The sequence below is a fragment of the Streptomyces sp. NPDC002817 genome, assembly GCF_053592055.1.
On the sequence record NZ_JBSFUY010000020.1, the window covers coordinates 33093 to 59483 of the forward strand.

Here is a 26391-nt window from a genome sequence, read left to right on the forward strand (position 1 = left end):
TCGGGGGACCCGGATCGCGCACGAGGAGTCCTCTTGCCAGACGAGGCCCAGCCACTGACCGCCGCCAAGCCCGAGCCTTCGGCAGGCGCCGCGGCCACGCCCGCGCCGAGCGCGAAGAACGCCGCGCAGGGCTCGGTCGAGCACGCCCAGTCCGCGCCCGTCGACAAGTCGGCCGAGCAGCCACGCCCCAAGCCGGCCGCGCCCGAGCGCCCCGCGCCCGCGTCCACGCCCGCCGCGGTCCGCCCGCTGGCCGGCCAGCCCGCCCGCTCCGGTTCCTCCAACCGCGTCCGCGCCCGTCTGGCCCGTCTCGGCGTCCAGCGCTCCAACCCGTACAACCCGGTCCTGGAGCCCCTGCTGCGGATAGTGCGCAGCAACGACCCGAAGATCGAGACCGCGACCCTCCGCAAGATCGAGACGGCCTACCAGGTCGCCGAGCGCTGGCACCGCGGCCAGAAGCGCAAGAGCGGCGACCCGTACATCACGCACCCCCTCGCGGTGACCACCATCCTCGCCGAGCTCGGCATGGACCCCGCCACCCTCATGGCCGGCCTTCTGCACGACACCGTCGAGGACACCGAGTACGGCCTGGACCAGCTCCGCCGTGACTTCGGCGACTCGGTCGCCCTGCTCGTCGACGGCGTCACCAAGCTCGACAAGGTCAAGTTCGGCGAGGCCGCCCAGGCCGAGACCGTGCGCAAGATGGTCGTCGCCATGGCCAAGGACCCGCGTGTCCTGGTCATCAAGCTCGCCGACCGTCTGCACAACATGCGCACCATGCGCTATCTCAAGCGCGAGAAGCAGGAGAAGAAGGCGCGCGAGACCCTCGAGATCTACGCGCCGCTCGCCCACCGCCTGGGCATGAACACCATCAAGTGGGAGCTGGAGGACCTCGCCTTCGCGATCCTCTACCCCAAGATGTACGACGAGATCGTCCGTCTCGTCGCCGAGCGCGCCCCCAAGCGCGACGAGTACCTCGCCATAGTGACCGACGAGGTACAGCAGGACCTGCGCGCGGCCCGTATCAAGGCGACCGTCACCGGCCGACCGAAGCACTACTACAGCGTCTACCAGAAGATGATCGTCCGCGGCCGTGACTTCGCGGAGATCTACGACCTGGTGGGCATCCGCGTCCTCGTGGACACGGTCAGGGACTGCTACGCGGCCCTGGGCACCGTCCACGCCCGCTGGAACCCGGTTCCGGGGCGGTTCAAGGACTACATCGCGATGCCCAAGTTCAACATGTACCAGTCGCTGCACACCACGGTCATCGGCCCCAACGGCAAGCCCGTCGAGCTCCAGATCCGCACCTTCGACATGCACCGCCGCGCCGAGTACGGCATCGCCGCGCACTGGAAGTACAAGCAGGAGGCCGTCGCCGGAACCTCCAAGGTGCGTTCGGACCAGCCGAGGACCACCGGCAAGGACGACCACCTCAACGACATGGCGTGGCTGCGCCAGTTGCTCGACTGGCAGAAGGAGACCGAGGACCCCGGGGAGTTCCTGGAGTCCCTGCGCTTCGACCTGTCGCGCAACGAGGTCTTCGTCTTCACCCCCAAGGGCGACGTGATAGCGCTGCCCGCCGGCGCGACGCCCGTGGACTTCTCGTACGCGGTCCACACCGAGGTCGGGCACCGCACCATAGGGGCGAGGGTCAACGGCCGCCTCGTACCGCTCGAATCCACCCTGGACAACGGCGACTTGGTGGAGGTCTTCACCTCCAAGGCGGCCGGCGCGGGTCCGTCCCGTGACTGGCTCGGGTTCGTCAAGTCCCCGCGGGCCCGCAACAAGATCCGGGCCTGGTTCTCCAAGGAACGCCGCGACGAGGCGATCGAGCAGGGCAAGGACGCCATCGTCCGCGCGATGCGCAAGCAGAACCTGCCGATCCAGCGCATCCTGACCGGCGACTCCCTCGTGACGCTCGCCCATGAGATGCGCTACCCCGACATCTCCGCGCTCTACGCGGCGATCGGCGAGGGCCATGTCTCCGCGCAGAACGTCGTGCAGAAGCTGGTCTCCGCGCTCGGCGGCGAGGAGGCGGCCACCGAGGAGATCGACGAGTCGGTCCCGCCGTCCCGCGGCCGTGGCCGCAAGCGCCGTTCCAACGCCGACCCCGGCGTCGTGGTCAAGGGCGTCGACGACGTGTGGGTCAAGCTCGCCCGCTGCTGCACCCCCGTACCCGGCGACCCCATCATCGGTTTCGTCACACGCGGTAGCGGCGTATCGGTTCACCGCAGCGACTGTGTGAACGTGGAGTCACTGTCCCGGGAGCCCGAGCGCATCCTCGAGGTCGAGTGGGCGCCCACCCAGTCCTCGGTCTTCCTGGTCGCCATCCAGGTCGAGGCCCTGGACCGCTCCCGGCTCCTCTCCGACGTCACCCGCGTCCTGTCCGACCAGCACGTCAACATCCTCTCCGCGGCCGTCCAGACCTCCCGCGACCGCGTCGCCACCTCCCGCTTCACCTTCGAGATGGGCGACCCGAAGCACCTCGGCCACGTCCTGAAGGCGGTACGCGGCGTGGAGGGCGTCTACGACGTCTACCGCGTGACGTCGGCGCGCGCCCGGGCGTAGGGCAGACCACGAGAAGGGCCCCGTACACGAGGTACGGGGCCCTTCTCGTCGTAGCAGCCGAACCGCGGCCTGTCAGCCGCCGAACTCCTGAAGACCCTTGAGCGCCTGGTCCAGAAGCGCCTGGCGGCCCTCCAGCTCGCGCTCGAGCTTGTCGGCGCGGGCGTTGTTGCCCTGGGCGCGGGCCTGCTCGATCTGGCGCTGGAGCTTGGCCACGGCGTCCTGGAGCTGGCCGGTGAGACCCGCGGCACGCGCGCGTGCCTCCGGGTTCGTCCGGCGCCACTCGGTCTCCTCGGCCTCCTGGATGGCCCGCTCGACGGCGTGCATCCGGCCCTCGACCTTGGGACGCGCGTCGCGCGGGACGTGGCCGATGGCCTCCCAGCGCTCGTTGAGCTGGCGGAACGCGGACCGCGCCGCCTTGAGGTCGGTGACCGGGAGGATCTTCTCGGCCTCCCCGGCCAGCTCCTCCTTGAGCTTCAGGTTCTCCGTCTGCTCGGCGTCGCGCTCGGCGAAGACCGAGCTGCGGGCGGCGAAGAAGACGTCCTGGGCGCCGCGGAAGCGGTTCCACAGGTCGTCCTCGTGCTCGCGCTGGGCACGGCCCGCGGCCTTCCACTCCGCCATCAGCTCGCGGTAGCGGGCGGCCGTCGGACCCCAGTCGGTGGAGCCGGACAGCGCCTCGGCCTCGGAGACCAGGCGTTCCTTGGTCTTACGGGCCTCCTCGCGCTGTGCGTCGAGCGAGGCGAAGTGGGCCTTGCGACGCTTGGAGAACGCCGACCGGGCGTGCGAGAAGCGGTGCCACAGTTCGTCGTCGGACTTGCGGTCCAGCCGCGGCAGACCCTTCCAGGTGTCCACCAGGGCCCGCAGTCGCTCACCGGCCGCCCGCCACTGGTCGGACTGCGCCAGCTCCTCCGCCTCGACGACCAGCGCCTCCTTGGAGTGACGGGCCTCGTCGGACTGCTTGGCGCGCTGCTGCTTGCGCTCCTCGCGACGCTTCTCGACCGTCTCCACGAGCTTGTCCAGACGCACCTTGAGGGCGTCCAGGTCACCGACCGCGTGGTGCGCGTCCACCTGCTCGCGAATGTGGTCGATGGCGACCTGTGCGTCCTTCGCCGACAGATCGGTGGTCTTCACTCGCTTCTCGAGGAGGCCGATCTCGACAACCAGGCCCTCGTACTTGCGCTCGAAGTAGGCCAGCGCCTCCTCAGGGGAGCCGGCCTGCCAGGAACCGACGACCTGCTCGCCGTCGGCCGTACGCACGTACACGGTCCCCGTCTCGTCGACGCGGCCCCACGGGTCGCTGCTCACAGCGCCTCCTCCACATGATGCCTGCATGGGGCTTCAGCACCCCCGGGCATCGTCCACAGTTTCGTCACGGCCAACATAGGCGACCGGCGGGTTGCCTGTCCGCATCCCGCGCGACCGAAATTTGGCTGTTGGGGGTCAGGATTTGGTGACAGTCGCCTTGTTGATCACGACCGTTGCGTTGGGAGCGCCATCACCCGCTCCGGTGCTCTCACCCGCGGCCGCGATCTTCTTCAGGACCGTCATACCGGATTCGGAAACGGTACCGAACGGTGTGTAGCTCGGCGGCAGCTGACTGTCCTGGTAGACGAGGAAGAATTGGCTGCCTCCGGTGTGCGCCTTCCCGGTGTTCGCCATCGCGATGGTGCCCGCCGGGTAGATGTTGTCCTTGAGGCTTTTGTCCTTCAGGTTCTCGTCCGGGATCGTGTAGCCGGGACCACCGCTGCCGCTGCCCGTCGGGTCGCCGCACTGGAGCACGTAGATGCCGTTGGTGGTGAGCCGGTGGCACTTGGTGTGGTCGAAGTAGCCCTTGGCCGCGAGGAAGTCGAACGAGTTGACGGTGTGCGGAGCCGCCTTCGTCTTGAGCGCGATGTCTATGTCACCGCACGTCGTCGCCAGCTTCATCGTGTACTTCGCCGACTTGTCGATCGTCATCGACGGCTCCTTCTTCCAGGTCGCCGTCTTCACCTTGCCCTCCGCAGGCTTCTTGCACGGGTCGGCGATCGCGCTGGGCGTCGGCGACGGCGTGGCCGCGGCGGCGTCGGACTTGTCGTCGTCGCCCTTGAGGACGTCCGACGTATAGAGCGCCAGACTGCCCACCAGGATCACGCCGAGCACCGACGCGATCACGGAGTTGCGCATGCGGGCCTTGCGCCGCGCGGCCGTGCGCCGCTGCTGCTGCCGCAAGAACTTCTCCCGGGCGAGCTGCCGCTTCCGCTGTTCCTGGGTGACCACCGGGTTCTCTCCTCATGCGTCTCGTATGTCTGCTGGGACGCCTGCGTCTTGTGAGCCGACCGCGTGCGTGTGCCCCGTACCGTATATGGGTTCGCTGAGGAAACGGCAGCGCCGGTAGGCTCTGACCACAGGCGCAGCCGTTTTTTAAGCCCACCCTTATCGACACAACGAAGGACGATCGTGCTCATTGCCGGGTTCCCCGCCGGGGCCTGGGGGACGAACTGTTATCTCGTCGCCCCCGCCGCCGGTGAGGAGTGCGTGATCATCGACCCGGGCCATCAGGCCGCCCAGGGAGTCGAAGAGGCACTGAAGAAGCATCGGCTCAAGCCCGTCGCCGTCGTCCTCACCCATGGCCACATCGACCATGTCGCCTCGGTCGTCCCGGTCTGCGGAGCGCACGACGTACCCGCGTGGATCCACCCCGAGGACCGGTTCATGATGAGCGATCCGGAGAAGGCGCTCGGCCGCTCCATCGGGATGCCGCTCATGGGTGAACTGACCGTGGGGGAGCCGGACGACGTCAAGGAACTGACCGACGGCGTGAAGCTGGAACTGGCGGGACTGGAGCTCACTGTGGCGCACGCGCCCGGCCATACCAGGGGGTCGGTGACCTTCGGCCTGCCCGAGGTGGCGGACATTCCTCCGCTTCTCTTCTCGGGCGACCTGCTGTTCGCCGGCTCCATCGGACGCACCGATTTCCCCGGTGGCTCCATGGACGACATGCTCGAGTCCCTGGCCCGCGTGGTCCTGCCGCTCGACGACTCGACCGTGGTGCTGCCCGGCCACAACGAGCACACGACCATCGGCCGTGAGCGTGCCACCAACCCGTATCTGCGGCAGGTGGCCGCCGGCCCGGGAGCACATGTCGACGCTCCCCGACGAGGAATGTGACGAGACTTTCCGTGAGCACCTTCAAGGCCCCCAAGGGCACGTACGACCTCATTCCGCCGGACAGCGCGAAGTTCCTCGCGGTGCGCGAGGCGATCGCGGCTCCGCTGCGCAACTCCGGCTACGGCTACATCGAGACGCCCGGCTTCGAGAGCGTCGAGCTCTTCGCGCGCGGCGTAGGTGAGTCCACCGACATCGTGACCAAGGAGATGTACGCCTTCGAGACCAAGGGCGGCGACAAGCTGGCCCTGCGCCCCGAGGGTACGGCCTCCGTGCTGCGCGCGGCGCTCGAGGCCAACCTCCACAAGGCGGGCAACCTCCCCGTCAAGCTCTGGTACTCGGGCTCGTACTACCGCTACGAGCGCCCGCAGAAGGGCCGTTACCGGCACTTCTCCCAGGTGGGCGCCGAGGCGATCGGTGCCGAGGACCCGGCGCTGGACGCCGAGCTGATCATCCTGGCCGACCAGGCGTACCGCTCGCTGGGGCTGCGTGACTTCCGCATCCTCCTCAACAGCCTGGGCGACAAGGAGTGCCGTCCGGTGTACCGGGAGGCGCTGCAGAACTTCCTCCGGGGGCTCGACCTCGACGAGGAGACGCTGCGCCGCGCGGAGATCAACCCGCTGCGCGTCCTGGACGACAAGCGCGAGGCGGTCCAGAAGCAGCTCGGGGACGCCCCGCTCCTGCGCGACTACCTCTGCGACGCCTGCAAGGCGTACCACGAGGAGGTCCGCGCACTGATCACCGCGGCGGGCGTCGCCTTCGAGGACGACCTCAAGCTGGTGCGCGGCCTGGACTACTACACCCGGACGACCTTCGAGTTCGTCCACGACGGTCTGGGCTCCCAGTCCGCGGTGGGCGGCGGTGGGCGCTACGACGGTCTGTCCGAGATGATCGGCGGCCCCGCGCTGCCCTCGGTGGGCTGGGCGCTGGGCGTCGACCGTACGGTGCTGGCACTGGAGGCGGAGGGCGTGGAGCTCGAACTCCCCTCCACGACCAGTGTCTTCGCGGTCCCGCTGGGCGAAGAGGCCCGTCGGGTCCTCTTCGCCAAGGTGACGGAGCTCCGCAAGGTCGGTATCGCGGCCGACTTCTCCTACGGTGCCAAGGGCCTCAAGGGCGCCATGAAGAACGCCAACCGCAGCGGCGCCCGCTACACGGTCGTCGCCGGCGAACGCGACCTCGCCGAGGGCGTCGTCCAGCTCAAGGACATGGAGTCCGGTGAGCAGACGGCGATCGGTGTGAACGAGATCGTGGCGGAGCTGGAAGCACGGCTGGGTTAGCACGGCGTGGTGAGGTGCCGGGTCCTTCCAGGGGACCCGGCACCTTCGTCACTGGTCGAGCAACCCGAACCGCATCGCACTCGTCACCGCCGCCGTCCGGTCGTCCACCCCCAACTTGCCGAAGACCCGCAGCAGATGGGTCTTCACCGTCGACTCCCCGATGTACAGCCGTCGCCCGATCTCCGCGTTCGTGCACCCCTCCGCCACCAGCCGCAGCACAGCCGTCTCGCGCTCGGACAGGCGTGGACGTTCCGGCCTGGTCCGCAGTTGGTCCACCAGCCGAGCCGCCACCGACGGCGCCAGTACGGTCTCGCCGCGTGCGGCGGCCCGTACCGCTTCCGCCAACTCCCCACGGGGCAGGTCCTTGAGCAGGTAGCCCGCCGCCCCCGCCTCCACGGCCCGCAGGATGTCGCGGTCCGTCTCGTACGTGGTCAGGACGATCACCCGGCAGCCCAGTCCGGCCGCGGTCATCCGCTCGATCGAGTCCACGCCCCCGCCACCGGGCATCCGCAGGTCCATCAGCACGATGTCGGGGCGGAGCTCCGCCGCCAGCGCCTCCGCCTGGGGGCCGCTGGACGCGTCGGCGACCACCTCCAGGTCCGGCTCCGCGCTCAGCATGGCCCGCAACCCCTCCCGTACGACGGGGTGGTCGTCGGCCAGGATGATCCGGATCACGATGAGCTCCTCACAGGCGGTACGGGCAGCCGGACGGTGACCGTCGTGCCGGCACCGGGGGCGCTGTCCACCCGGGCGGTCCCGCCGACCTCGGCGGCCCGGGCGCGCAGCCCCGCCAGCCCATAGCCGTCGGTCACGGCCGAGGGGTCGAAACCGCGGCCGTCGTCCCGTACGGACACGGTCAGTGTCTCCTCGGCGTACGCCAGGGCGATCCCGACGACCGCCGAACTCCCGGCGTGCTTACGGGCGTTCGACAACGCCTCCTGGCAGGAGCGCAGGGCCACCACCTCGGCCCCGGCAGGCGACGGCCGCACCGGGCCCGTCACCTCCAGCGTCGCCGCATGGCGGGCGGCGAGTCGACGCAGCGCGTCGGGGAGCGCGGCGCCGTCCAGGTCCACCGGTGCCGACCCGGCGACCAGGGCGCGTGCCTCGGCGAGATTCTGCCGGGCCGTCCCCTCCATGAGCGCCAGATGCCGGCGGGCCTGCGGCACGTCGCACTCCAGCTCGGCCTCGACCGCCTGGACGAGCATCAGCAGGCTGGTGAAGCCCTGGGCGAGCGTGTCGTGGATCTCCCGGGCCATCCGCTCCCGCTCGGCCTGCGCCCCGTGCGCCGCCGACAGCCGCGACACCTCGTGCCGGCTCGCGTCCAGCTCCGCGATCAGCTCGGCCCGCTCCTGGCTCTGCTCGATGATCCGGATGATCCAGCTGCCGACGGCCGCCGAGAAGACGAAGGTGACGACCGCGAACGTCGAGTTGAAGAAGACGTCCTGGTCGCTCGGCCACCACAGCAGCGCCCAGCCCACCACGGGCACGAGGTTGATGACGGCCACGGCCCCCAGCGCCCATCGGACGCGCAGCGCCATGAAGCACGGCGGCACGAGCGCGAACGTCATCAGCCGTGTCTCGCCGACCAGCACCGCCGACGGCAGGAACAGCGCCATCGTGACCGCCAGGAAGACCAACGCCCGGCGCTCGTCCGGCGGATCGCCCCGCAGGACAGGGCGCCCGACCACGACGTACAGCGGGATCAACGGCACGAGCAGCGCCGCCGCCGTCGCACGGACCGGCCACCCCGGGAAGTCCGTGCCGAGCACGAACACCGAGGTGGCCAGCCAGATCAGCGCGAAGTACGTGTCCCAGAGCCGGAACGAGCGGTCCCAGGTGTAGGCGCCCGCCGACTCGGAGGGGATCCTCATCCGTCGCGCCGGTTCTTCCACCGGAAGGTCAACAGGCACAGCACCAATCCTCCGATGCACCAGGCCCCCAGGACCAGGGCGACACGGCCGAACTCCCAGCCGCCGGCCTGTTCGAGGACCTGCGCCGAGTCCGGCAGGAACACCCCGCGCAGACCCTGGCACATCCACTTCAGCGGGAACAGGGCACCGATGTTCAGCATCCAGTCCGGGATGGTGTCGATCGCGATGTACACCCCGGAGATGAACTGGAGGACCAGGAAGGGCAGTACGACCACGGAGGTCGCGCTCTTGCCGGACTTCGGGACCGAGCTGATCGCGATGCCGAGCAGGGCGCACGCCGTCAGTCCGAGGACGAAGATCCAGGTGAAGTGGAACCAGTGCGTGGCGTCCGAGGGCAGATCGACGTCGTACAGCGTCGTGCCGACGAGCAGCAGGATCGCCGTCTCCATCAGGCCGGTGACCAGAACCAGCCAGATCTTGCCGAGGAAGTACGAGGCCGGCGGGACGGGGGTGCCCCGGAGCCGGCGCAGCACCTTCTCGTCGCGCTCGATGGCGATCGAGATGCCGAGGGACTGGAAGCTCGTCGACATGATGCCGGCGGCCATCATCGCGGGGACGTAGAGCTGCGAGGCCGTGATGCCGGCGCCCTTCACGTCGTCGCTGAAGATCGACGCGAACAGGAACAGGAAGACGACCGGGAAGGCGAAGGTGAAGACCACCTGGTCGCGCTGGCGGAAGAACTGCCTGAGTTCCAGGGCTCCCCGCTGGAGGCCGATGCCGAACGCGCCGGGCAACCGCTCGGCGACCGCGTCCGCGCGTGTCCGTACGGCAGTCGTGGTCATCGTGCGTCCTCCTGTCCGGTCAGCCGGAGGTAGATGTCCTCCAGCGTGGGGCGGCTGACCCGCAGCCCCGGGATCTCGCCGTCGAAGCGGTGCGTGAGCTCGGCGACCGTGCGGGTCGGAGTGAGAGTCCGCTCGGTGCGCGGCGTGCCGTCCGGCTCGGTCCATTCGACGGTGGCCTCGGTGCCGTACCGGTCCCGCAGGGCGGCCGGGCGGCCCTCGGCGACGATCCGCCCCGCGGTCACCACGGCGAGCCGGTCGGCCAGGGCTTCCGCCTCCTCCAGGTAGTGCGTGGTGAGGAGGATGGTCGTGCCCTCGTCGGACAGGGAGCGGATCAGGTCCCAGAACTGGCGCCGGGCCGCCGGGTCGAAGCCGGTCGTCGGTTCGTCCAGGAGCAGCAGCTCGGGACCGCCGATCACGCCGAGCGCCACATCGAGGCGGCGGCGCTGCCCGCCCGACAGGGCCTTGATCCGGCTGCCCGCCTTCGCCTGGAGACCCACCAGACCGATGACCTCCTCCGGGTCACGCGGCTTCGGGTAGTAGCGGGCGAAGTGCCGTACGGTCTCGCGGACCGTCAACTCGGCGGGCGCCGATTCGTCCTGCCAGACGATTCCGACATGTGAGCGCCACGCACGCGTGCCCTTCGCCGGATCCGCGCCGAGCACCCGGACCTCGCCCGCGTCCCGGCTCCGGTTGCCCTGGAGGATCTCCAACGTCGTGCTCTTGCCCGCGCCATTGGGCCCCAGCAGGCCGAACACCTCGCCCCTGCCGATGCCGAGATCGATGCCGTCGACCGCGATCACGTCGCCGTACTGCTTGCGCAGCCCCCGTACGTCCACCGCGAGTTCGTTCGCGTGTGTTGTCATGCCCTCGAGCTTCGACCGGAACCGAACGCTCAGGGACGACCAGGCGTACTTCCTTATGTCCACCGAACGGTGGACACGGGCCCGTGTACGGCACAATGGCCCCTGCCCGAAGAAGGTCCAACTCTCAAGCAGACGGAATCGGCGTGATGAGCAAGACCACAGTCAAAGACGTCTCCACCGAGCCCGAGCCGGAGCGGACGGCCGCTGAGCCACGGCTGGTGGGTGGCAGTCGTGCCTTCGCCATCATGCTGCTGCTCACCGGCGCGGCCGGCCTGCTCGCCGCGTGGGTCATCACGATCGACAAGTTCAAGCTGCTCGAGGCCAAGGTCGCGGGCACGAGCTACACCCCGGGTTGCAGTCTGAACCCCGTCGTCTCCTGCGGCAGCGTCATGGAGTCCAAGCAGGCCGCCGTCTTCGGGTTCCCCAACCCGGTGCTCGGCCTCGTCGCCTACGGCATCGTCATCGGCGTCGGCATGAGCCTGCTGGCCCGCGCCCGCTTCCCGCGCTGGTACTGGCTGACCTTCAACGCCGGCACCCTCTTCGGAGTCTCCTTCTGCGCCTGGCTGATGTTCCAGTCGCTGTACCGGATCAACGCGCTGTGCCTGTGGTGCTCCCTGGCCTGGGTCGCGACGATCATCATGTTCTGGTACGTGACCTCGTTCAACGTGCGCAACGGCTTCCTGCCCGCCCCGCGCTGGCTGAAGAGCTTCTTCGGCGAGTTCACCTGGGTGCTGCCGGTTCTGCACATCGGGATCATCGGCATGCTGATCCTGACGCGCTGGTGGGACTTCTGGACCAGCTGACCCGGCCTGCACGGGCGCCGACGGGATTGTCAGTGCGGTGAATTAGGGTTCTTGACGTGGAGCCCGACCTGTTCACCGCAGCCGCCGAAGAGCGCCAGGAGAAGGACCCCGCCGGGAGTCCCCTGGCGGTGCGGATGCGTCCGCGCACCCTCGACGAGGTGATGGGCCAGCAGCATCTGCTGAGGCCCGGCTCGCCCCTGCGCCGCCTGGTCGGCGAGGGCACGGGCGGCCCGGCGGGCCCGTCCTCGGTGATCCTGTGGGGTCCGCCCGGCACCGGCAAGACGACCCTCGCCTACGTCGTCTCCAAGGCCACCAACAAGCGCTTCGTCGAACTGTCGGCGATCACCGCGGGCGTCAAGGAGGTCCGCGCGGTCATCGAGGGAGCCCGCCGTGCCACCGGTGGGTACGGCAAGGAGACCGTCCTCTTCCTCGACGAGATCCACCGCTTCAGCAAGGCCCAGCAGGACTCCCTCCTCCCGGCCGTCGAGAACCGCTGGGTCACCCTGATCGCGGCGACCACCGAGAACCCGTACTTCTCGGTGATCTCCCCGCTGCTGTCCCGCTCGCTCCTGCTGACCCTCGAACCCCTCACGGACGACGATCTCCGCGGGCTTCTGCGCAGGGCGCTCGGCGACGACCGCGGTCTCAAGGACGCCGTCACCCTCCCCGAGGACACCGAGGACCACCTCCTGCGGATCGCCGGTGGCGACGCCCGCCGGGCCCTGACGGCTCTGGAGGCCGCCGCCGGGGCCGCGCTCGACAAGGGTGAGGCGGAGGTCTCCCTCACCACGCTCGAGGAGACGGTCGACCGCGCGGCCGTGAAGTACGACCGCGACGGCGACCAGCACTACGACGTGGCCAGCGCCCTCATCAAGTCCATCCGGGGCTCGGACGTCGACGCCGCGCTGCACTACCTGGCCCGGATGATCGAGGCCGGCGAGGACCCCCGCTTCATCGCCCGCCGCCTGATGATCTCCGCCAGCGAGGACATCGGCCTGGCCGATCCCCAGGCGCTGCCGATCGCGGTCGCGGCCGCCCAGGCCGTCGCCATGATCGGCTTCCCCGAGGCGGCCCTGACCCTCAGCCACGCCACCATCGCCCTCGCGCTGGCCCCCAAGTCCAACGCCGCGACGACGGCGATCGGCGCCGCCATGGAGGACGTACGCAAGGGACTGGCCGGATCCGTGCCGCCCCACCTGCGCGACGGGCACTACAAGGGCGCCGCCAAGCTCGGCCACGCGCAGGGGTACGTGTATCCGCACGATCTGCCCGAGGGCATCGCCGAGCAGCAGTACGCCCCGGACGCCCTCAAGGACCGCGAGTACTACGCGCCGACCAGGCACGGCGCCGAGGCGCGGTACGCGGACGCGGTGGAGTGGACGAGGAACCACCTCGGTCGCAAGCGGTCCTGAGCGCCCTGTAGACTCCCTCGGAGTGCTGCGTCCTGTGCAGTCAGAACAGGACAGTCAGCCGGAGCCAGTCAGAGGACCCAGTCCTCGGATCGGTTCCAGGAGCGTCGCGCACCGTTCGATTGGTGTCGCGGGCAGCCCACCACCACTCGTCGTATGACGGGACCGGTCGGTGGGCCACTCGCGTGTTGCACGTATGTGCCCAGACCAGGGGAGCGGCTGCCCATCAGGCCCGGCAACGGACCCGGAGGGTTTCCCCGGCTGCGGATGCGACCTCCCTCAACCCTGACGAGCCGTAGAAACAGACAAGGAAGATCAAGTGGCGAATCAGTCCCGCCCCAAGGTCAAGAAGTCGCGTGCCCTCGGCATCGCGCTGACCCCGAAGGCCGTCAAGTACTTCGAGGCCCGTCCCTACCCCCCGGGTGAGCACGGCCGTGGCCGCAAGCAGAACTCGGACTACAAGGTCCGTCTGCTCGAGAAGCAGCGTCTGCGTGCGCAGTACGACGTGTCCGAGCGCCAGCTCGTCCGCGCCTACGAGCGTGCCTCCAAGGTGCAGGGCAAGACCGGTGAGGCCCTGATCATCGAGCTCGAGCGCCGTCTCGACGCGCTGGTCCTGCGTTCGGGCATCGCCCGCACGATCTACCAGGCCCGCCAGATGGTCGTCCACGGCCACATCGAGGTCAACGGCGGCAAGGTCGACAAGCCGTCGTTCCGCGTCCGTCCCGACGACGTCGTGATGGTCCGCGAGCGCAGCCGCAGCAAGACGCTGTTCGAGGTGTCCCGTGCCGGTGGGTTCGCCCCCGACGGTGAGACCCCGCGCTACCTCCAGGTGAACCTCGGCGCCCTGGCGTTCCGCCTGGACCGCGAGCCGAACCGCAAGGAGATCCCGGTGATCTGCGACGAGCAGCTCGTCGTCGAGTACTACGCCCGCTGATCACCAGCCGGACGTAGGACACGCACCACCTCAGCCCGCCGTCTCCCCACCCTTCCGGGTGGGCGAGGCGGCGGGCTGCTGCATGGCGACGCCACCCTGAGCGTGCCGGGCCGCTCCGCGCGGTGCGGGCAGTGCCTTCGGACTCCGCCCCAGCGCCCGGGCCACGGCCGCGTCCCGGCCGAGCCGGCCCCCTGTCCGCACGCACTCCGCGTACCGCTCGTCGCCCAGGTCCTCGCGGGCCGTCGCCTCGCACAGCTCGTGCGGCGCGTTGTAGTAGGCGGAGCCGAACAGCGGCAGGCCCACCGAGGGCCACATCGAGGCGGCGGCGCCCTGCAGGACAGCGGCCTCCGCCGAGTCGCCCTGGGCCGCCGTGACCAGGGCCAGCAGTTCGATCGTCAGCACCGAGCCGAGCAGATCGTGGAAGGCGTGGGCGGCGCCCAGACAGTCGGTCAGCAGCGTGCGGGCCGCCGCCGGATCGCCCTCGCTCCAGGCCGCGTACGCCAGCACATACAGTGCGTACGACCTGGTCCAGCCCTCGCCGTGGTCCTCGCAGACCCTTCGGACGTCCTGGCACAGCCGCACCGCCTCCGGCAGGTCGCCCTGGAACGCCCGCGTCATCGCCAGCTCGACCTGACCCATCAGGACGTTGCTGTTGAGCTCGCCGATCTCCCGGTAACGCTCCAGCGCCGAACGCAGCAGCGTCTCCGCGCGGGCCATGTCGTCGCTGACCAGGGCCAGACAGCCGGTGCGGTGCTCGGCGTACGCCACCGCCGTCGGGTTCGCGGAGCGCTCCGCCTCCTCCCGGCACTCATGGAGCGCGGCCAGCGCCGGCACCGTGTCGCCCTGCAGGATCGCGACGTAGCCGAGCACCCACAGGGCCTTGAGCCGGGACAGTTCGTTGTCGGACTCCAGCCGCACGGCCTGCTCCAGCCAGTGCCGGCCCTCCGACAGCCGTCCGCAGCCGACCCAGTAGAACCAGAGCGAACCCGCCAGGTACTGGCCCAGATGCGCCTCGTCCGGGTCGCCGAGACAGTGCTCCAGGGCGCTGCGCAGATTCGGCAGCTCCGCGTCGACGCGGGCGGCCACCTCGGTCTGCCGCGGGGAGAACCAGTCCAGCTCGCACCAGGTCGCCAGGCCCAGGTACCAGTCGCGGTGCCGTCGCCGCAGCCGCTCCGCGTCCCCGGTCGCCTCCAGCCACTCGGCGCCGTACGCCCGGACCGTGTCCAGCATCCGGTAGCGCACGCCCGTCGCGGACTCCTCGCGCCCGACCACGGACTGCGTGAGCAGCTCCGTCAGCACATCGAGAACGTCCTGCTCGGCCAGCCCGTTGCCGCTGCACACGTACTCCACGGCCTCCAGGTCGAAGGGCCCGGCGAACACCGAGAGTCGTGACCACAGCAGCCGCTCCTGCGGCGTGCACAGCTCATGGCTCCAGCCGATCGCCGTACGCAGCGTCCGATGCCGGGGCAGCGTGTCCCGTCCACCGCCGGTCAGCAGCCGGAACCGGTCGTCGAGCCGCTCCAGCAACTGACCGGGGGACAGGGCCCGCAGCCGCCCCGCGGCCAGCTCGACGGCGAGCGGGATGCCGTCGAGGCGTCGGCACAGTTCCCGTACGTCGGGATCCGCGGCGACGGACAGGCCCTGCCGGCCCGCCCGGTCCACGAAGAGCTCCACGGCCTCGGCCTCGGCGAGCGGCTCCAGGGCGAACACCCGCTCGCCCGCCACGGACAGCGGGCGGCGGCCCACGGCGAGCACCCTGAGCCCCGGCGCCCGGTGCAGCAGATCGGTCACCAGCTCGGCGCAGACGTCCACCAGGTGCTCGAACCCGTCGAGAACCAGCAGGAGTTCACGCCCCGGCCGCGCCAGGTGTGCGAGCAGGATCTCGCGCGGCAGCCGTGTGGTGTGGTCGGTCAGCCCCAGCGCCTCCACCACCGCGAAGTCGACGAACTCCGGATCGCGCACCGACGCCAGCTCGACCCGCCACGCCCCGTCCCGCAACGCCGCCCGTGCCGCCAGCCGGGACTTGCCGATGCCGCCGGCGCCGGTCACGGTCACCAGCCGAGAGCTCTCCAGGGCCAGGGAGAGTGCGGCGAGTTCGGCCGAGCGGCCCACGAACGCGTCCAGTTCGAGGGGGAGGTTGCCGTCGCAGAGCCGATCGTCACGCATGGAACACGGAGCGTACTGAAGCGTGTTCGGTCCGTACAATCGCCCCGTGCGACGCGGCCCTCGCGCGCACGGTAATCCGGTGCGGAGGCCCGCCCGCGGCGCGATAGGCTCACCGCACGACTTTTTCGATGTTCAGGCACGTACAGGGAGCGGGTGCGCAGTGTCCGGTGGCGAGGTGGCCGGGATCCTGGTGGCCGTCTTCTGGGCGATCCTGGTCTCCTTCCTCGCCGTCGCGCTGGCGAGGCTGGCCCAGACGCTCAGGGCGACCACCAAGCTGGTGGCGGACGTGACCGACCAGGCCGTCCCGCTCCTGGCGGACGCCTCCTCGGCGGTCCGCTCCGCGCAGACCCAGATCGACCGGGTGGACGCGATCGCCTCGGACGTCCAGGAGGTCACCTCCAACGCCTCCGCGCTGTCCACCACCGTCGCCTCCACCTTCGGCGGCCCCCTGGTCAAGGTCGCGGCCTTCGGCTACGGCGTGCGCCGCGCGGTCAGCGGACGCAAGGACGATGTGCCCGCGAAGGCACCCCGGCGTACCGTGATCGTGGGCCGCACCGTTCCGGCGTCACGACGGAGCAAGCGGAAGAAGGACTGAGACCTAGCGATGTTCCGCCGTACGTTCTGGTTCAGCACGGGCGTCGCCGCCGGTGTGTGGGCCACCACCAAGGTCAACCGCAAGCTGAGGCAGCTGACCCCCGAGAGCCTCGCCGCGACCGCGGCGAACAAGGCGCTCGAGGCCGGTCACCGCATCAAGGACCGCGCGGTGGGTTTCGCGCTCGACGTCCGCGACAACATGGCCCAGCGGGAGGAAGAACTGGGTGACGCACTCGGGCTGAACGCCCCGGTCGACCCCGAACTCCCCGCACCCCGGCGGCACGCCGCCATCGAGAACCGCAACAACCCGAAGTACGTCGAGGGATCGACGTACCGGACGTACCCGTACAACCGAAACGAGGACCACTGATGGAGTCGGCCGAGATCCGCCGCCGCTGGCTGAGCTTCTACGAGGAGCGCGGTCACACCGTCGTCCCTTCGGCGTCGCTCATCGCGGACGACCCGACTCTGCTCCTGGTCCCCGCCGGCATGGTCCCCTTCAAGCCCTACTTCCTCGGTGAGGTCAAGCCGCCGTGGGCGCGCGCGACCAGCGTGCAGAAGTGCGTCCGCACGCCCGACATCGAAGAGGTCGGCAAGACCACCCGGCACGGCACGTTCTTCCAGATGTGCGGCAACTTCTCCTTCGGCGACTACTTCAAGGAAGGCGCCATCAAGTACGCCTGGGAGCTGCTCACCAGCCCCCAGGACAAGGGTGGTTACGGCCTGGAGCCGGAGAAGCTCTGGATCACCGTCTACCTCGAGGACGACGAGGCAGAGCGCATCTGGCACGAGGTCGTCGGGGTGCCGAAGGAGCGCATCCAGCGCCTCGGCATGAAGGACAACTACTGGTCCATGGGCGTCCCCGGACCCTGTGGCCCCTGTTCCGAGATCAACTACGACCGCGGCCCCGAGTTCGGCGTCGAGGGCGGCCCCGCCGTCAACGACGAGCGGTACGTGGAGATCTGGAACCTCGTCTTCATGCAGTACGAGCGTGGCGAGGGCATCGGCAAGGACAACTTCGAGATCCTCGGCGAGCTCCCCAGCAAGAACATCGACACGGGCCTCGGCCTCGAGCGGCTCGCGATGATTCTGCAGGGCGTGCAGAACATGTACGAGATCGACACCTCCATGGCCGTCATCAAGAAGGCCACCGAGCTGACCGGCGTGGCCTACGGCGACGCCCACGACTCGGACGTCTCCCTGCGCGTGGTCACCGACCACATGCGCACGTCGGTGATGCTCATCGGCGACGGCGTGACTCCCGGCAACGAGGGCCGCGGCTATGTCCTGCGCCGCATCATGCGCCGCGCCATCCGCAACATGCGCCTCCTCGGTGCCACGGGTCTGGTCGTCAAGGACCTGATCGACGTGGTGATCGAGATGATGGGCCAGCAGTACCCGGAGCTCGTCTCCGACCGCGAGCGCATCGAGAAGGTCGCCCTGGCCGAGGAGAACGCCTTCGTCAAGACGCTGAAGGCCGGCACCAACATCCTCGACACCGCCGTCACCGAGACCAAGGCCTCCGGTGGCAAGGTCCTCGCCGGCGACAAGGCGTTCCTGCTCCACGACACCTGGGGCTTCCCGATCGACCTCACCCTCGAGATGGCCGCCGAGCAGGGGCTGTCCGTGGACGAGGACGGCTTCCGCCGTCTGATGAAGGAGCAGCGGGAGCGCGCCAAGGCCGACGCGCAGGCCAAGAAGACCGGCCACGCCGGCGCCGGCGCCTACCGCGAGATCGCGGACAAGGCCGGCGAGACCGAGTTCATCGGCTACGCGGACACCGAGAGCGAGTCCACGATCGTCGGCATCCTCGTCGACGGCGCCTCCTCCCCGGCCGCCACCGAGGGCGACGAGGTCGAGATCGTCCTGGACCGCACCCCGTTCTACGCCGAGGGCGGCGGCCAGATCGGCGACACCGGCAAGATCAAGGTCGACTCCGGTGCCGTCATCGAGATCCGCGACTGCCAGAAGCCGGTCCCGGGGGTGTACGTCCACAAGGGCGTCGTGCAGTTCGGCGAGGTCACGGTCGGGGCCAAGGCCCAGGCCTCGATCGACTTCCGCCGCCGCACGGCCATCGCCCGCGCCCACTCGGCCACCCACCTCACCCACCAGGCCCTTCGCGACGCGCTCGGCCCGACGGCCGCCCAGGCCGGTTCCGAGAACCAGCCCGGCCGTTTCCGCTTCGACTTCGGCTCCCCGTCCGCCGTTCCCACGGCCGTGATGACGGACGTCGAGCAGAAGATCAACGAGGTGCTCGCCCGCGACCTCGATGTGCACGCCGAGATCCTGAGCCTCGACGAGGCCAAGAAGCAGGGCGCCATCGCCGAGTTCGGCGAGAAGTACGGCGAGCGCGTCCGCGTCGTCACCATCGGCGACTTCTCCAAGGAGCTGTGCGGCGGCACCCACGTGCACAACACCTCGCAGCTCGGCCTGGTCAAGCTGCTCGGCGAGTCCTCGATCGGCTCGGGTGTGCGCCGTATCGAGGCCCTCGTCGGTGTCGACGCCTACAACTTCCTCGCCCGTGAGCACACGGTCGTCGCCCAGCTCCAGGAGCTGATCAAGGGTCGCCCGGAGGAGCTCCCGGAGAAGGTCTCCGCCATGCTCGGCAAGCTGAAGGACGCCGAGAAGGAGATCGAGAAGTTCCGCGCCGAGAAGGTCCTGCAGGCCGCGGGCGGTCTCGCGGAGTCCGCCAAGGACGTCCGCGGTATCGCCCTCGTCACCGGTCAGGTCCCGGACGGCACCACCGCCGACGACCTGCGCAAGCTGGTCCTCGACGTACGCGGCCGCATCCAGGGCGGCCGGGCCGCGGTCGTGGCGCTGTTCACCACGGTCAACGGCAAGCCGCTCACCGTCATCGCCACCAACGAGGCCGCCCGCGAGCGCGGTCTCAAGGCCGGCGACCTGGTCCGTACGGCCGCCAAGACCCTCGGCGGCGGCGGTGGCGGCAAGCCGGACGTCGCCCAAGGCGGCGGCCAGAACGCGGCCGCGATCGGCGAGGCCGTCGAGGCCGTCGAGCGTCTGGTCACGGACACCGCGAAGTGACGATGCGCAGAGGCCGTCGGCTCGCCATCGACGTCGGGGACGCCCGGATCGGGGTCGCCTCGTGCGACCCCGACGGGATCCTCGCCACTCCGGTGGAGACGGTCCCCGGCCGGGACGTCCCGGCCGCCCATCGACGGCTGAAGCAGATCGTCGAGGAGTACGAGCCGATCGAGGTCGTGGTCGGACTCCCTCGCTCCCTCAAGGGGGGTGAGGGCCCGGCCGCGGTCAAGGTCAGGGCCTTCGCCCAGGAGTTCGCCAAGGGCATCGCGCCGATACCGATTCGCCTGGTCGACGAGCGGATGACGACCGTGACGGCCAGCCAGGGACTGCGCGCCTCGGGCGTGAAATCCAAGAAGGGCCGCTCCGTCATCGACCAGGCCGCCGCTGTGATCATCCTCCAGCAGGCGCTCGAATCCGAACGGGTGTCAGGTAAAGCACCCGGAGAGAGCGTCGAAGTGGTCATCTGATCGCGATACGGTAACGTTCCGCGCGACTGCGGCGCTGTTCGAACAGATGCCGCACAGAGAGAGGCGGAACTGATGCCGGGCCACAAGCCGCGCGACCGCCGCCTCGCGGCTCTAGGGGATCGATGACTGAGTATGGCCGGGGCCAGGAAGGCTCCGAACCGTGGCATCCGCAGGACCCGTATTACGGGGACGGCGGATGGGAAGGGCAGCAGGGCCAGGTCGGCCATCAAGCTGCCTACGGCGGCCAGCCGCAGCACTATCCGCAGCAGCCGCAGCAGCCGGAGTACGGCGACTGGGGCAACGGCCAGCAGGCCGATTACGGTCAGGCGCAGCAGCAGTACCAGCAGCAGTACGACCAGCAGCAGTACGACCCGCAGCAGAACTACGACCAGCAGCAGTACGCGCCCCAGCAGCATCAGCAGCAGTACGACAACAACGGCTGGGGCACCGGGACGCACACGCATGTCCAGTACACGGACCCGTCGGACCCGTACGGCCAGCAGGCCGCCGCGTACGGCACCGGGGACCAGCCTGACTACTACGGCACCCCCGACGCCTACCCGCCGCCGGAGCCGCCGAGCCGCCGGCGCACCGAGCCGGAACCGCAGCGGGCGGACTGGGATCCCGGCCCCGACCAGGGCGAACACGCCTTCTTCGCGGGCGGCGGTGACGACGAGGACGATGCCGAGGACACCGACGACCAGGGCGGACGCGGCGACCGCAGGGGCCGCGGCGGCAAGAAGCCGAAGAAGCGGCGCAGTGGCTGCGCGTGCCTGGTGGTCCTGCTGGTGTTCGGTGGCGGGGTCGGTGGCGTGGGCTATTTCGGCTATCAGTTCTACCAGGATCGTTTCTCTTCGGCTCCGGACTTCGCGGGCGACGGAACGAGTTCGACGGTGGCCGTCACCGTCCCGAAAGGTGCCAACGGCGCGGAGATCGGGCGGCTCCTTGAGAAGGCCGGCGTCGTGAAGAGCGTGGACGCGTTCGTGTCCGCGTTCACCCAGAACGACAACTCGGGCAGCATCCAGGCCGGCTCCTACCTCCTGAACAAGGAGATGTCCGCCGAGAGCGCCGTGGCGCTGATGCTCGACCCCAAGAGCAAGAACAACCTGATCGTCACCGAAGGCCAACGCAATTCAAAGGTCTACGAGGCGATCGACAAGCGCCTCGACCTCGACAAGGGCACCACGGCGAAGGTCGCGAAGCAGAAGTACAAGGAATTCGGGCTCCCCGACTGGGCGCTCGGCCACTCCGATCTGAAGGACCCGCTCGAAGGGTTCCTCTACCCCTCCGCCTACGCGGCCAGCAAGGGGCAGAAGCCGGAGACCGTCCTCAAGGAGATGGTCGCCCGGGCGAACGACACGTACGAGGAGCTCGGCCTGGAGAAGAAGGCCGAGGGCCTGGGCCTTGACGGCCCCTGGGAACTGCTCACCGTGGCGAGTCTCGCGCAGGCCGAGGGCACCAGCCACGACGACTTCCGCAAGATGGCCGAGGTCGTCTACAACCGGCTCAAGCCCGGGAACCCGCAGACGTACGGCTCCCTGGAGTTCGACTCCACGTACAACTACGTCAAGAACCAGAGCAAGATCGACCTGACGATCGCCGAGCTGAAGCAGTACAACAACCCGTACAACACGTACTACGTCAAGGGGCTGCCCCCCGGGCCCATCGACAACCCCGGTGCGGAGGCGCTCAAGGGAGCGCTCAACCCGACGAAGCAGGGCTGGTACTACTTCATCTCGCTGGACGGCAAGACCAGCAAGTTCACCAAGACGCTCGCGGAGCACGACAAGCTGGTCCAGCAGTTCAACGCGTCGAGGAACGAGGACTGACAACGGTCGGGCCCCGCGGCGGATGTCCGCCCCCGGGCCCGACCGTACGGAGCGAAGAGCTCCACCAGCGGGTCGACCCCATGTACTGCACGCACTTGCCCGCGGCCTTCAGGTGCACGGGACCGGCGTAGGAGTCGTAGTTGCCGGGGTCCTTGATCCAGGTGCCGCCCTCGGCACGGATGCCGACGTTGACGGGGTTGCTCGGTGTCCTCACTGACAAAGGATCAAGACGCGAGGGACGATACGATCCGGAAGGGTCGTCAGACAGCGGGTTTCCGGACGCCGAGTGGTGATTTTCGGATAATTGTTCGACTGGGGGCCGATGTCGGGACACGGACCGAATCCGCAGGCGCCGCAGGGCGGATTCGCGAGGCTCAAGGACAGGTTCAATGACAGCTCGGGCCACTGACGCCCGCCGGGCCGCCGTGCTCGGTTCGCCCATCGTCCATTCCCTCTCGCCGGTGCTGCACCGCGCCGCGTACGAGGAACTGCGGCTCACGGACTGGTCCTACGACCGGTTCGACGTCGATGAGGCCGCGCTGCCCGGGTTCGTCGCGGAACTGGGGCCGGAGTGGGCCGGGCTGTCGCTGACCATGCCGCTGAAGCGGGCCGTCATCCCGCTGCTCGACGAGGTCAGCGAGACCGCCGCCTCGGTCGAGGCGGTCAACACCCTCGTGTTCACCGAGGACGGCCGCCGGGTCGGCGACAACACCGACATCCCCGGGATGGTCGCCGCCCTGCGCGAGCACGGCATCGAACAGGTGGACTCCGCCGCGATCCTCGGCGCGGGCGCCACCGCGTCCTCCGCGCTGGCCGCGCTGGCCCGGGTCTGCGCCGGTGAGGTCGTCGTCTACGTCCGCAGCGAGGCCCGGGCCGCCGAGATGCGGCAGTGGGGCGAACGCCTCGACGTCGACGTGCGTACCGAGGACTGGACCGACGCCGCCGACGCGCTGCACCACCCCCTGGTGATCGCCACCACCCCGGCCGGCACGACGGACGCCCTGGCCGCCGCCGTACCCGAGCGGCCCACGACCCTCTTCGACGTGCTCTACGAGCCGTGGCCCACCGAACTCGCGGCCCGCTGGTCCATGTTCGGCGGGGCCGTGGTCAGCGGACTCGACCTGCTGGTGCACCAGGCGGTGCTCCAGGTCGAGCAGATGACGGGCTGTGCCAGGGCCCCGCTGGCGGCCATGCGAAAAGCGGGCGAGCACGCGCTGTCCGGCCGCTAGGATCCTCCGGGTTCCGCAGGGGGCGGAACCGGGAGGGGAGTACAGACGTGTCCGCAGGCATGCAGCTGGCATCAGGCAAGAGCGAGATATTCGAGGCCGTACTGAAGTTCATGCCCGACTGGGTGCAGATCACGGTGATCGCCCTGGTCGTGCTCGTGGTGCTCGTGTCCTGGGGTGTCAAGCTCAAGCGGAAGATCGACTACCGGCGTGCCGTGCGCAACGGGCAGCCGGTCCACGCGGCGGCGCGGTACGGGCAGCGCAGCGGCGCCGACTATCTCGGTGCGTACGCGCCCCAGCAGCAGCCGGCCCCGGCGCAGCAGGCGCCCGCCCAGCAGAACGGTGCCGACTTCCTGGGGGCCTACGCGCCGCAGAACCGGCAGGGGAACGGCTCCGTCTGAGCCGTTCCGGTGTGCATCCGTCCGCCTGATGGACCAGCGGCGGGAGGAGCGTGCCGGACATGGGAGGATCGAAGGTGGCGGGCCGGGGCCGCGCACCCGGTCGCGCCATTGCCGTACGCGAGGACGCGTGTACGCAGGGCAGTACGAGGGCGCGAGCACTGAGGAGCACCGTTGAGCAGGTTGCGCTGGCTGACCGCGGGGGAGTCCCACGGCCCCGCACTCGTCGCGACGCTGGAGGGCCTTCCCGCCGGCGTGCCGATCACCACGGAGATGGTGGCGGACCACCTCGCCCGGCGCCGCCTCGGTTATGGACGCGGCGCGCGGATGAAGTTCGAGCGTGACGAGGTCACCTTCCTCGGTGGTGTCCGGCACGGCCTCACCCTCGGCTCCCCGGTCGCGATCATGGTGGGCAACACCGAGTGGCCCAAGTGGGAGCAGGTCATGGCTCCCGACCCCATCGACCCGGAGATCCTGGCCGGACTCGCGCGCAACGCGCCGCTGACCCGCCCGCGCCCCGGCCACGCCGATCTCGCCGGCATGCAGAAGTACGGCTTCGACGAGGCCCGGCCGATCCTGGAGCGCGCCTCCGCCCGCGAGACCGCGGCGCGTGTGGCGCTGGGTGCGGTGGCCCGGTCGTACATCAAGGAGACGGCCGGCATCGAGATCGTCAGCCACGTCGTCGAGCTGTGCTCCGTGAAGGCCCCGCAGGGTGTGTACCCGACCCCGGCCGACGTCGAGAAGCTGGACGCCGACCCGCTGCGCTGCCTGGACGCGGACACGTCGAAGGCGATGGTGGCCGAGGTCGACCAGGCCCACAAGGACGGCGACACCCTCGGTGGCGTGGTCGAGATCCTGGCCTACGGCGTCCCGGTGGGCCTCGGCTCGCATGTGCACTGGGACCGCAAGCTGGACGCCCGGCTGGCCGGTGCGCTCATGGGTATCCAGGCCATCAAGGGCGTCGAGCTCGGTGACGGTTTCGAGCTGGCGCGAGTGCCCGGCTCCAAGGCGCACGACGAGATCGTCAACACCCCCGAGGGCATCCGCCGCGTCTCCGGCCGCTCCGGCGGCACCGAGGGCGGTCTGACCACGGGCGAGCTGCTGCGCGTACGTGCCGCGATGAAGCCGATCGCGACCGTCCCGCGCGCCCTCCAGACCGTGGACGTCACCACCGGCGAGGCGGCCCAGGCCCATCACCAGCGCTCCGACGTCTCCGCGGTGCCCGCCGCGGGCATCGTCGCCGAGGCCATGGTCGCCCTGGTCCTCGCGGACGCGGTGGCGGAGAAGTTCGGCGGCGACTCGGTGCCCGAGACCCGCCGGAACGTCCGGTCGTACCTCGAGAACCTGGCCATCCGATGACCCGTCCGCAGGTGGTGCTGGTCGGTCCGATGGGCGTGGGCAAGTCCACCGTCGGGCAGCTGCTGGCCGAGCGGCTGGGCGTCGGCTACCGGGACACCGACGACGACATCGTCGCCGAGCAGGGCCGGACCATCGCCGAGATCTTCGTCGACGAGGGTGAGCCGGTCTTCCGGGCGATCGAGAAGGCCGCCGTGAGCAAGGCGCTCGCCGAGCACGAGGGTGTCCTCGCCCTCGGCGGCGGCTCGATCCTCGACGAGGCCACGCGCGCGCTCCTCGCCGGGCAGCGGGTCGTCTACCTCTCGATGGACGTCGAGGAGGCGGTCCAGCGCACCGGCCTCAACGCGGCCCGTCCGCTGCTCGCGGTCAACCCGCGCAAGCAGTGGCGCGAGCTGATGGAGGCACGGCGGCACCTCTACGAGGGGGTCGCCACCGCGGTCGTCGCCACGGACGGCCGTACGCCCGAAGAAGTCACCCAAGCCGCCCTGGACGCACTGGAGTTGAAGGAAGCATGAGCGAGGCAGCGACGCGGATCCAGGTCGGCGGCACCGCGGGCAGCGAGCCGTACGAGGTTCTGGTGGGCCGTCAACTCCTGGGCGAGCTCGGCGCGTTGATCGGTCCCAAGGCCAAGCGGGTCGCGGTCGTCCACCCCGAGGCGCTCGCCGAGACCGGTGAGGCGCTGCGGGCCGACCTCGCCGGGCAGGGCTTCGAGACGGTCGCCATCCAGGTGCCCAACGCCGAGGAGGCCAAGACCGCCGAGGTCGCCGCCTACTGCTGGAAGGCGCTGGGCCAGTCCGGCTTCACCCGTACCGACGTCGTCGTGGGCGTCGGCGGCGGCTCGACCACCGACCTGGCCGGTTTCGTGGCCGCGACCTGGCTGCGCGGTGTGCGCTGGATCGCGATCCCCACCACCGTCCTGGCGATGGTGGACGCGGCCGTCGGCGGCAAGACCGGCATCAACACCGCCGAGGGCAAGAACCTCGTCGGTGCCTTCCACCCGCCGGCAGGTGTGCTGTGCGACCTGGCCGCGCTGGACTCCCTGCCGGTCAACGACTACGTCTCCGGACTCGCGGAGATCATCAAAGCCGGTTTCATCGCCGATCCGGTGATCCTGGACCTCATCGAGTCCGACCCCGAGGCCGCGCGCACCCCGGCGGGCCCGCACACGTCCGAGCTGATCGAGCGTGCCATCCGGGTCAAGGCCGAGGTCGTCTCCGCGGACCTGAAGGAGTCGGGGCTGCGGGAGATCCTCAACTACGGTCACACGCTGGCCCACGCCATCGAGAAGAACGAGCGGTACAAGTGGCGGCACGGCGCCGCCGTCGCCGTGGGCATGCACTTCGCGGCCGAACTCGGCCGTGTCGCGGGGCGGTTGGACGACGCCACGGCGGACCGTCACCGCACGGTCCTGGAGTCCGTCGGTCTGCCGCTGCACTACCGCTACGACCAGTGGCCCAAGCTGCTGGAGAACATGAAGGTCGACAAGAAGTCCCGCGGCGACCTGCTGCGCTTCATCGTCCTGGACGGACTGGGCAAGCCCACCGTCCTGGAGGGTCCCGACCCGGCCGTGCTGCTCGCCGCGTACGGCGAGGTGGGCGAGTAGTC

At 69.8% G+C, this 26391-nt stretch carries 24 protein-coding genes; 16 read left to right on the plus strand and 8 right to left on the minus strand.

The window, feature by feature from the left end; all coding sequences use genetic code 11:
* Positions 1–33: 33 nt before the first annotated feature.
* Positions 34–2568, plus strand: a complete 2535-nt coding sequence (locus tag ACWD3I_RS30890) for a RelA/SpoT family protein (RefSeq protein ID WP_365403368.1) — start codon at positions 34–36, stop codon at positions 2566–2568.
* A 72-nt stretch (positions 2569–2640) separates the two neighbouring features.
* On the opposite strand, the gene ACWD3I_RS30895 is transcribed toward ACWD3I_RS30890, so the two are convergent.
* Positions 2641–3870 carry a DUF349 domain-containing protein gene (locus ACWD3I_RS30895; protein ID WP_365403365.1) on the minus strand — a complete coding sequence of 410 codons (1230 nt, stop codon included), beginning with the start codon at positions 3868–3870 and terminating at the stop codon, positions 2641–2643.
* Between the two features lie 135 nt (positions 3871–4005).
* Positions 4006–4821 (minus strand): peptidylprolyl isomerase, encoded by an 816-nt coding sequence (locus ACWD3I_RS30900; protein WP_365403363.1) that lies wholly within the window; start codon positions 4819–4821, stop codon positions 4006–4008.
* 180 nt (positions 4822–5001) lie between these two features.
* On the opposite strand from ACWD3I_RS30900, the gene ACWD3I_RS30905 reads away from it, so the two are divergent.
* Positions 5002–5712: an MBL fold metallo-hydrolase gene (locus ACWD3I_RS30905; protein WP_266894998.1), complete on the plus strand. Its 711-nt coding sequence runs from the start codon at positions 5002–5004 to the stop codon at positions 5710–5712.
* Positions 5713–5723: 11 nt separating this feature from the next.
* Positions 5724–6986 (plus strand): histidine--tRNA ligase, encoded by a 1263-nt coding sequence (gene hisS / locus ACWD3I_RS30910; RefSeq protein WP_365403360.1) that lies wholly within the window; start codon positions 5724–5726, stop codon positions 6984–6986.
* Between the two features lie 48 nt (positions 6987–7034).
* Here hisS and ACWD3I_RS30915 read toward each other — a convergent pair whose 3' ends face one another.
* Genes ACWD3I_RS30915 through ACWD3I_RS30930 form a run of 4 tightly spaced genes read right to left on the minus strand, consistent with a single transcriptional unit; the run spans position 7035 to position 10562 of the window.
* Positions 7035–7661: a response regulator transcription factor gene (locus ACWD3I_RS30915; protein ID WP_365403357.1), complete on the minus strand. Its 627-nt coding sequence runs from the start codon at positions 7659–7661 to the stop codon at positions 7035–7037.
* Positions 7658–8857: a sensor histidine kinase gene (locus ACWD3I_RS30920; protein ID WP_365403354.1), complete on the minus strand. Its 1200-nt coding sequence runs from the start codon at positions 8855–8857 to the stop codon at positions 7658–7660. Before ACWD3I_RS30920 ends, ACWD3I_RS30915 begins: the two co-directional genes overlap by 4 nt.
* Positions 8854–9699, minus strand: a complete 846-nt coding sequence (locus tag ACWD3I_RS30925) for an ABC transporter permease (RefSeq protein ID WP_365403351.1) — start codon at positions 9697–9699, stop codon at positions 8854–8856. Before ACWD3I_RS30925 ends, ACWD3I_RS30920 begins: the two co-directional genes overlap by 4 nt.
* Positions 9696–10562, minus strand: coding sequence for an ABC transporter ATP-binding protein (locus ACWD3I_RS30930; protein ID WP_365403348.1), 867 nt, complete (start codon positions 10560–10562; stop codon positions 9696–9698). Before ACWD3I_RS30930 ends, ACWD3I_RS30925 begins: the two co-directional genes overlap by 4 nt.
* A gap of 146 nt (positions 10563–10708) precedes the next feature.
* On the opposite strand from ACWD3I_RS30930, the gene ACWD3I_RS30935 reads away from it, so the two are divergent.
* The 3 genes from ACWD3I_RS30935 (at position 10709) to rpsD (ending at position 13708) form a co-directional block, all read left to right on the plus strand.
* A complete protein-coding gene (locus tag ACWD3I_RS30935) occupies positions 10709–11365 on the plus strand; it encodes a vitamin K epoxide reductase family protein (RefSeq protein WP_365403345.1) in 657 nt (218 codons plus the stop codon).
* Between the two features lie 56 nt (positions 11366–11421).
* Complete coding sequence (locus ACWD3I_RS30940) at positions 11422–12777, plus strand: replication-associated recombination protein A (RefSeq protein WP_365403342.1); 1356 nt, start codon at positions 11422–11424, stop codon at positions 12775–12777.
* A 316-nt stretch (positions 12778–13093) separates the two neighbouring features.
* The gene (gene rpsD / locus ACWD3I_RS30945) at positions 13094–13708 is read left to right on the plus strand and encodes a 30S ribosomal protein S4 (RefSeq protein WP_046260069.1); all 615 of its coding nucleotides are present in this window, start codon (positions 13094–13096) and stop codon (positions 13706–13708) included.
* A gap of 30 nt (positions 13709–13738) precedes the next feature.
* Here the strand turns inward: rpsD and ACWD3I_RS30950 are convergent, their stop codons facing one another.
* Entirely contained in the window at positions 13739–15874 is a 2136-nt protein-coding gene (locus ACWD3I_RS30950) for an ATP-binding protein (protein WP_365403337.1), read from the minus strand.
* A gap of 160 nt (positions 15875–16034) precedes the next feature.
* On the opposite strand from ACWD3I_RS30950, the gene ACWD3I_RS30955 reads away from it, so the two are divergent.
* The 5 genes from ACWD3I_RS30955 (at position 16035) to mltG (ending at position 21806) form a co-directional block, all read left to right on the plus strand.
* The gene (locus ACWD3I_RS30955; protein ID WP_365403335.1) at positions 16035–16469 is read left to right on the plus strand and encodes a DUF948 domain-containing protein; all 435 of its coding nucleotides are present in this window, start codon (positions 16035–16037) and stop codon (positions 16467–16469) included.
* 9 nt (positions 16470–16478) lie between these two features.
* Positions 16479–16838, plus strand: a complete 360-nt coding sequence (locus tag ACWD3I_RS30960) for a hypothetical protein (protein WP_046260066.1) — start codon at positions 16479–16481, stop codon at positions 16836–16838.
* Complete coding sequence (gene alaS / locus ACWD3I_RS30965; protein ID WP_365403332.1) at positions 16838–19510, plus strand: alanine--tRNA ligase; 2673 nt, start codon at positions 16838–16840, stop codon at positions 19508–19510. Before ACWD3I_RS30960 ends, alaS begins: the two co-directional genes overlap by 1 nt.
* A gap of 2 nt (positions 19511–19512) precedes the next feature.
* Entirely contained in the window at positions 19513–19977 is a 465-nt protein-coding gene (ruvX, locus tag ACWD3I_RS30970; RefSeq protein ID WP_266899739.1) for a Holliday junction resolvase RuvX, read from the plus strand.
* A 122-nt stretch (positions 19978–20099) separates the two neighbouring features.
* A complete protein-coding gene (gene mltG, locus ACWD3I_RS30975) occupies positions 20100–21806 on the plus strand; it encodes an endolytic transglycosylase MltG (RefSeq protein ID WP_365403329.1) in 1707 nt (568 codons plus the stop codon).
* Here mltG and ACWD3I_RS30980 read toward each other — a convergent pair.
* A complete protein-coding gene (locus tag ACWD3I_RS30980) occupies positions 21781–22020 on the minus strand; it encodes a hypothetical protein (RefSeq protein ID WP_365403326.1) in 240 nt (79 codons plus the stop codon). The two genes, mltG and ACWD3I_RS30980, sit on opposite strands and share 26 nt — an antisense overlap.
* Positions 22021–22195: 175 nt before the next feature.
* Between ACWD3I_RS30980 and ACWD3I_RS30985 the strand changes: the two genes are divergently transcribed.
* The 5 genes from ACWD3I_RS30985 (at position 22196) to aroB (ending at position 26389) form a co-directional block, all read left to right on the plus strand.
* The gene (locus ACWD3I_RS30985; RefSeq protein WP_365403323.1) at positions 22196–23035 is read left to right on the plus strand and encodes a shikimate dehydrogenase; all 840 of its coding nucleotides are present in this window, start codon (positions 22196–22198) and stop codon (positions 23033–23035) included.
* Positions 23036–23082: 47 nt separating this feature from the next.
* Positions 23083–23433, plus strand: a complete 351-nt coding sequence (locus tag ACWD3I_RS30990; RefSeq protein ID WP_365403320.1) for a hypothetical protein — start codon at positions 23083–23085, stop codon at positions 23431–23433.
* Between the two features lie 171 nt (positions 23434–23604).
* Positions 23605–24789: a chorismate synthase gene (aroC, locus tag ACWD3I_RS30995; protein ID WP_365403317.1), complete on the plus strand. Its 1185-nt coding sequence runs from the start codon at positions 23605–23607 to the stop codon at positions 24787–24789.
* Complete coding sequence (locus tag ACWD3I_RS31000; RefSeq protein ID WP_365403315.1) at positions 24786–25301, plus strand: shikimate kinase; 516 nt, start codon at positions 24786–24788, stop codon at positions 25299–25301. The genes aroC and ACWD3I_RS31000 overlap by 4 nt, the downstream gene beginning before the upstream one ends.
* Positions 25298–26389, plus strand: a complete 1092-nt coding sequence (gene aroB, locus ACWD3I_RS31005) for a 3-dehydroquinate synthase (RefSeq protein WP_365403312.1) — start codon at positions 25298–25300, stop codon at positions 26387–26389. Before ACWD3I_RS31000 ends, aroB begins: the two co-directional genes overlap by 4 nt.
* Positions 26390–26391 lie beyond the last annotated feature (2 nt).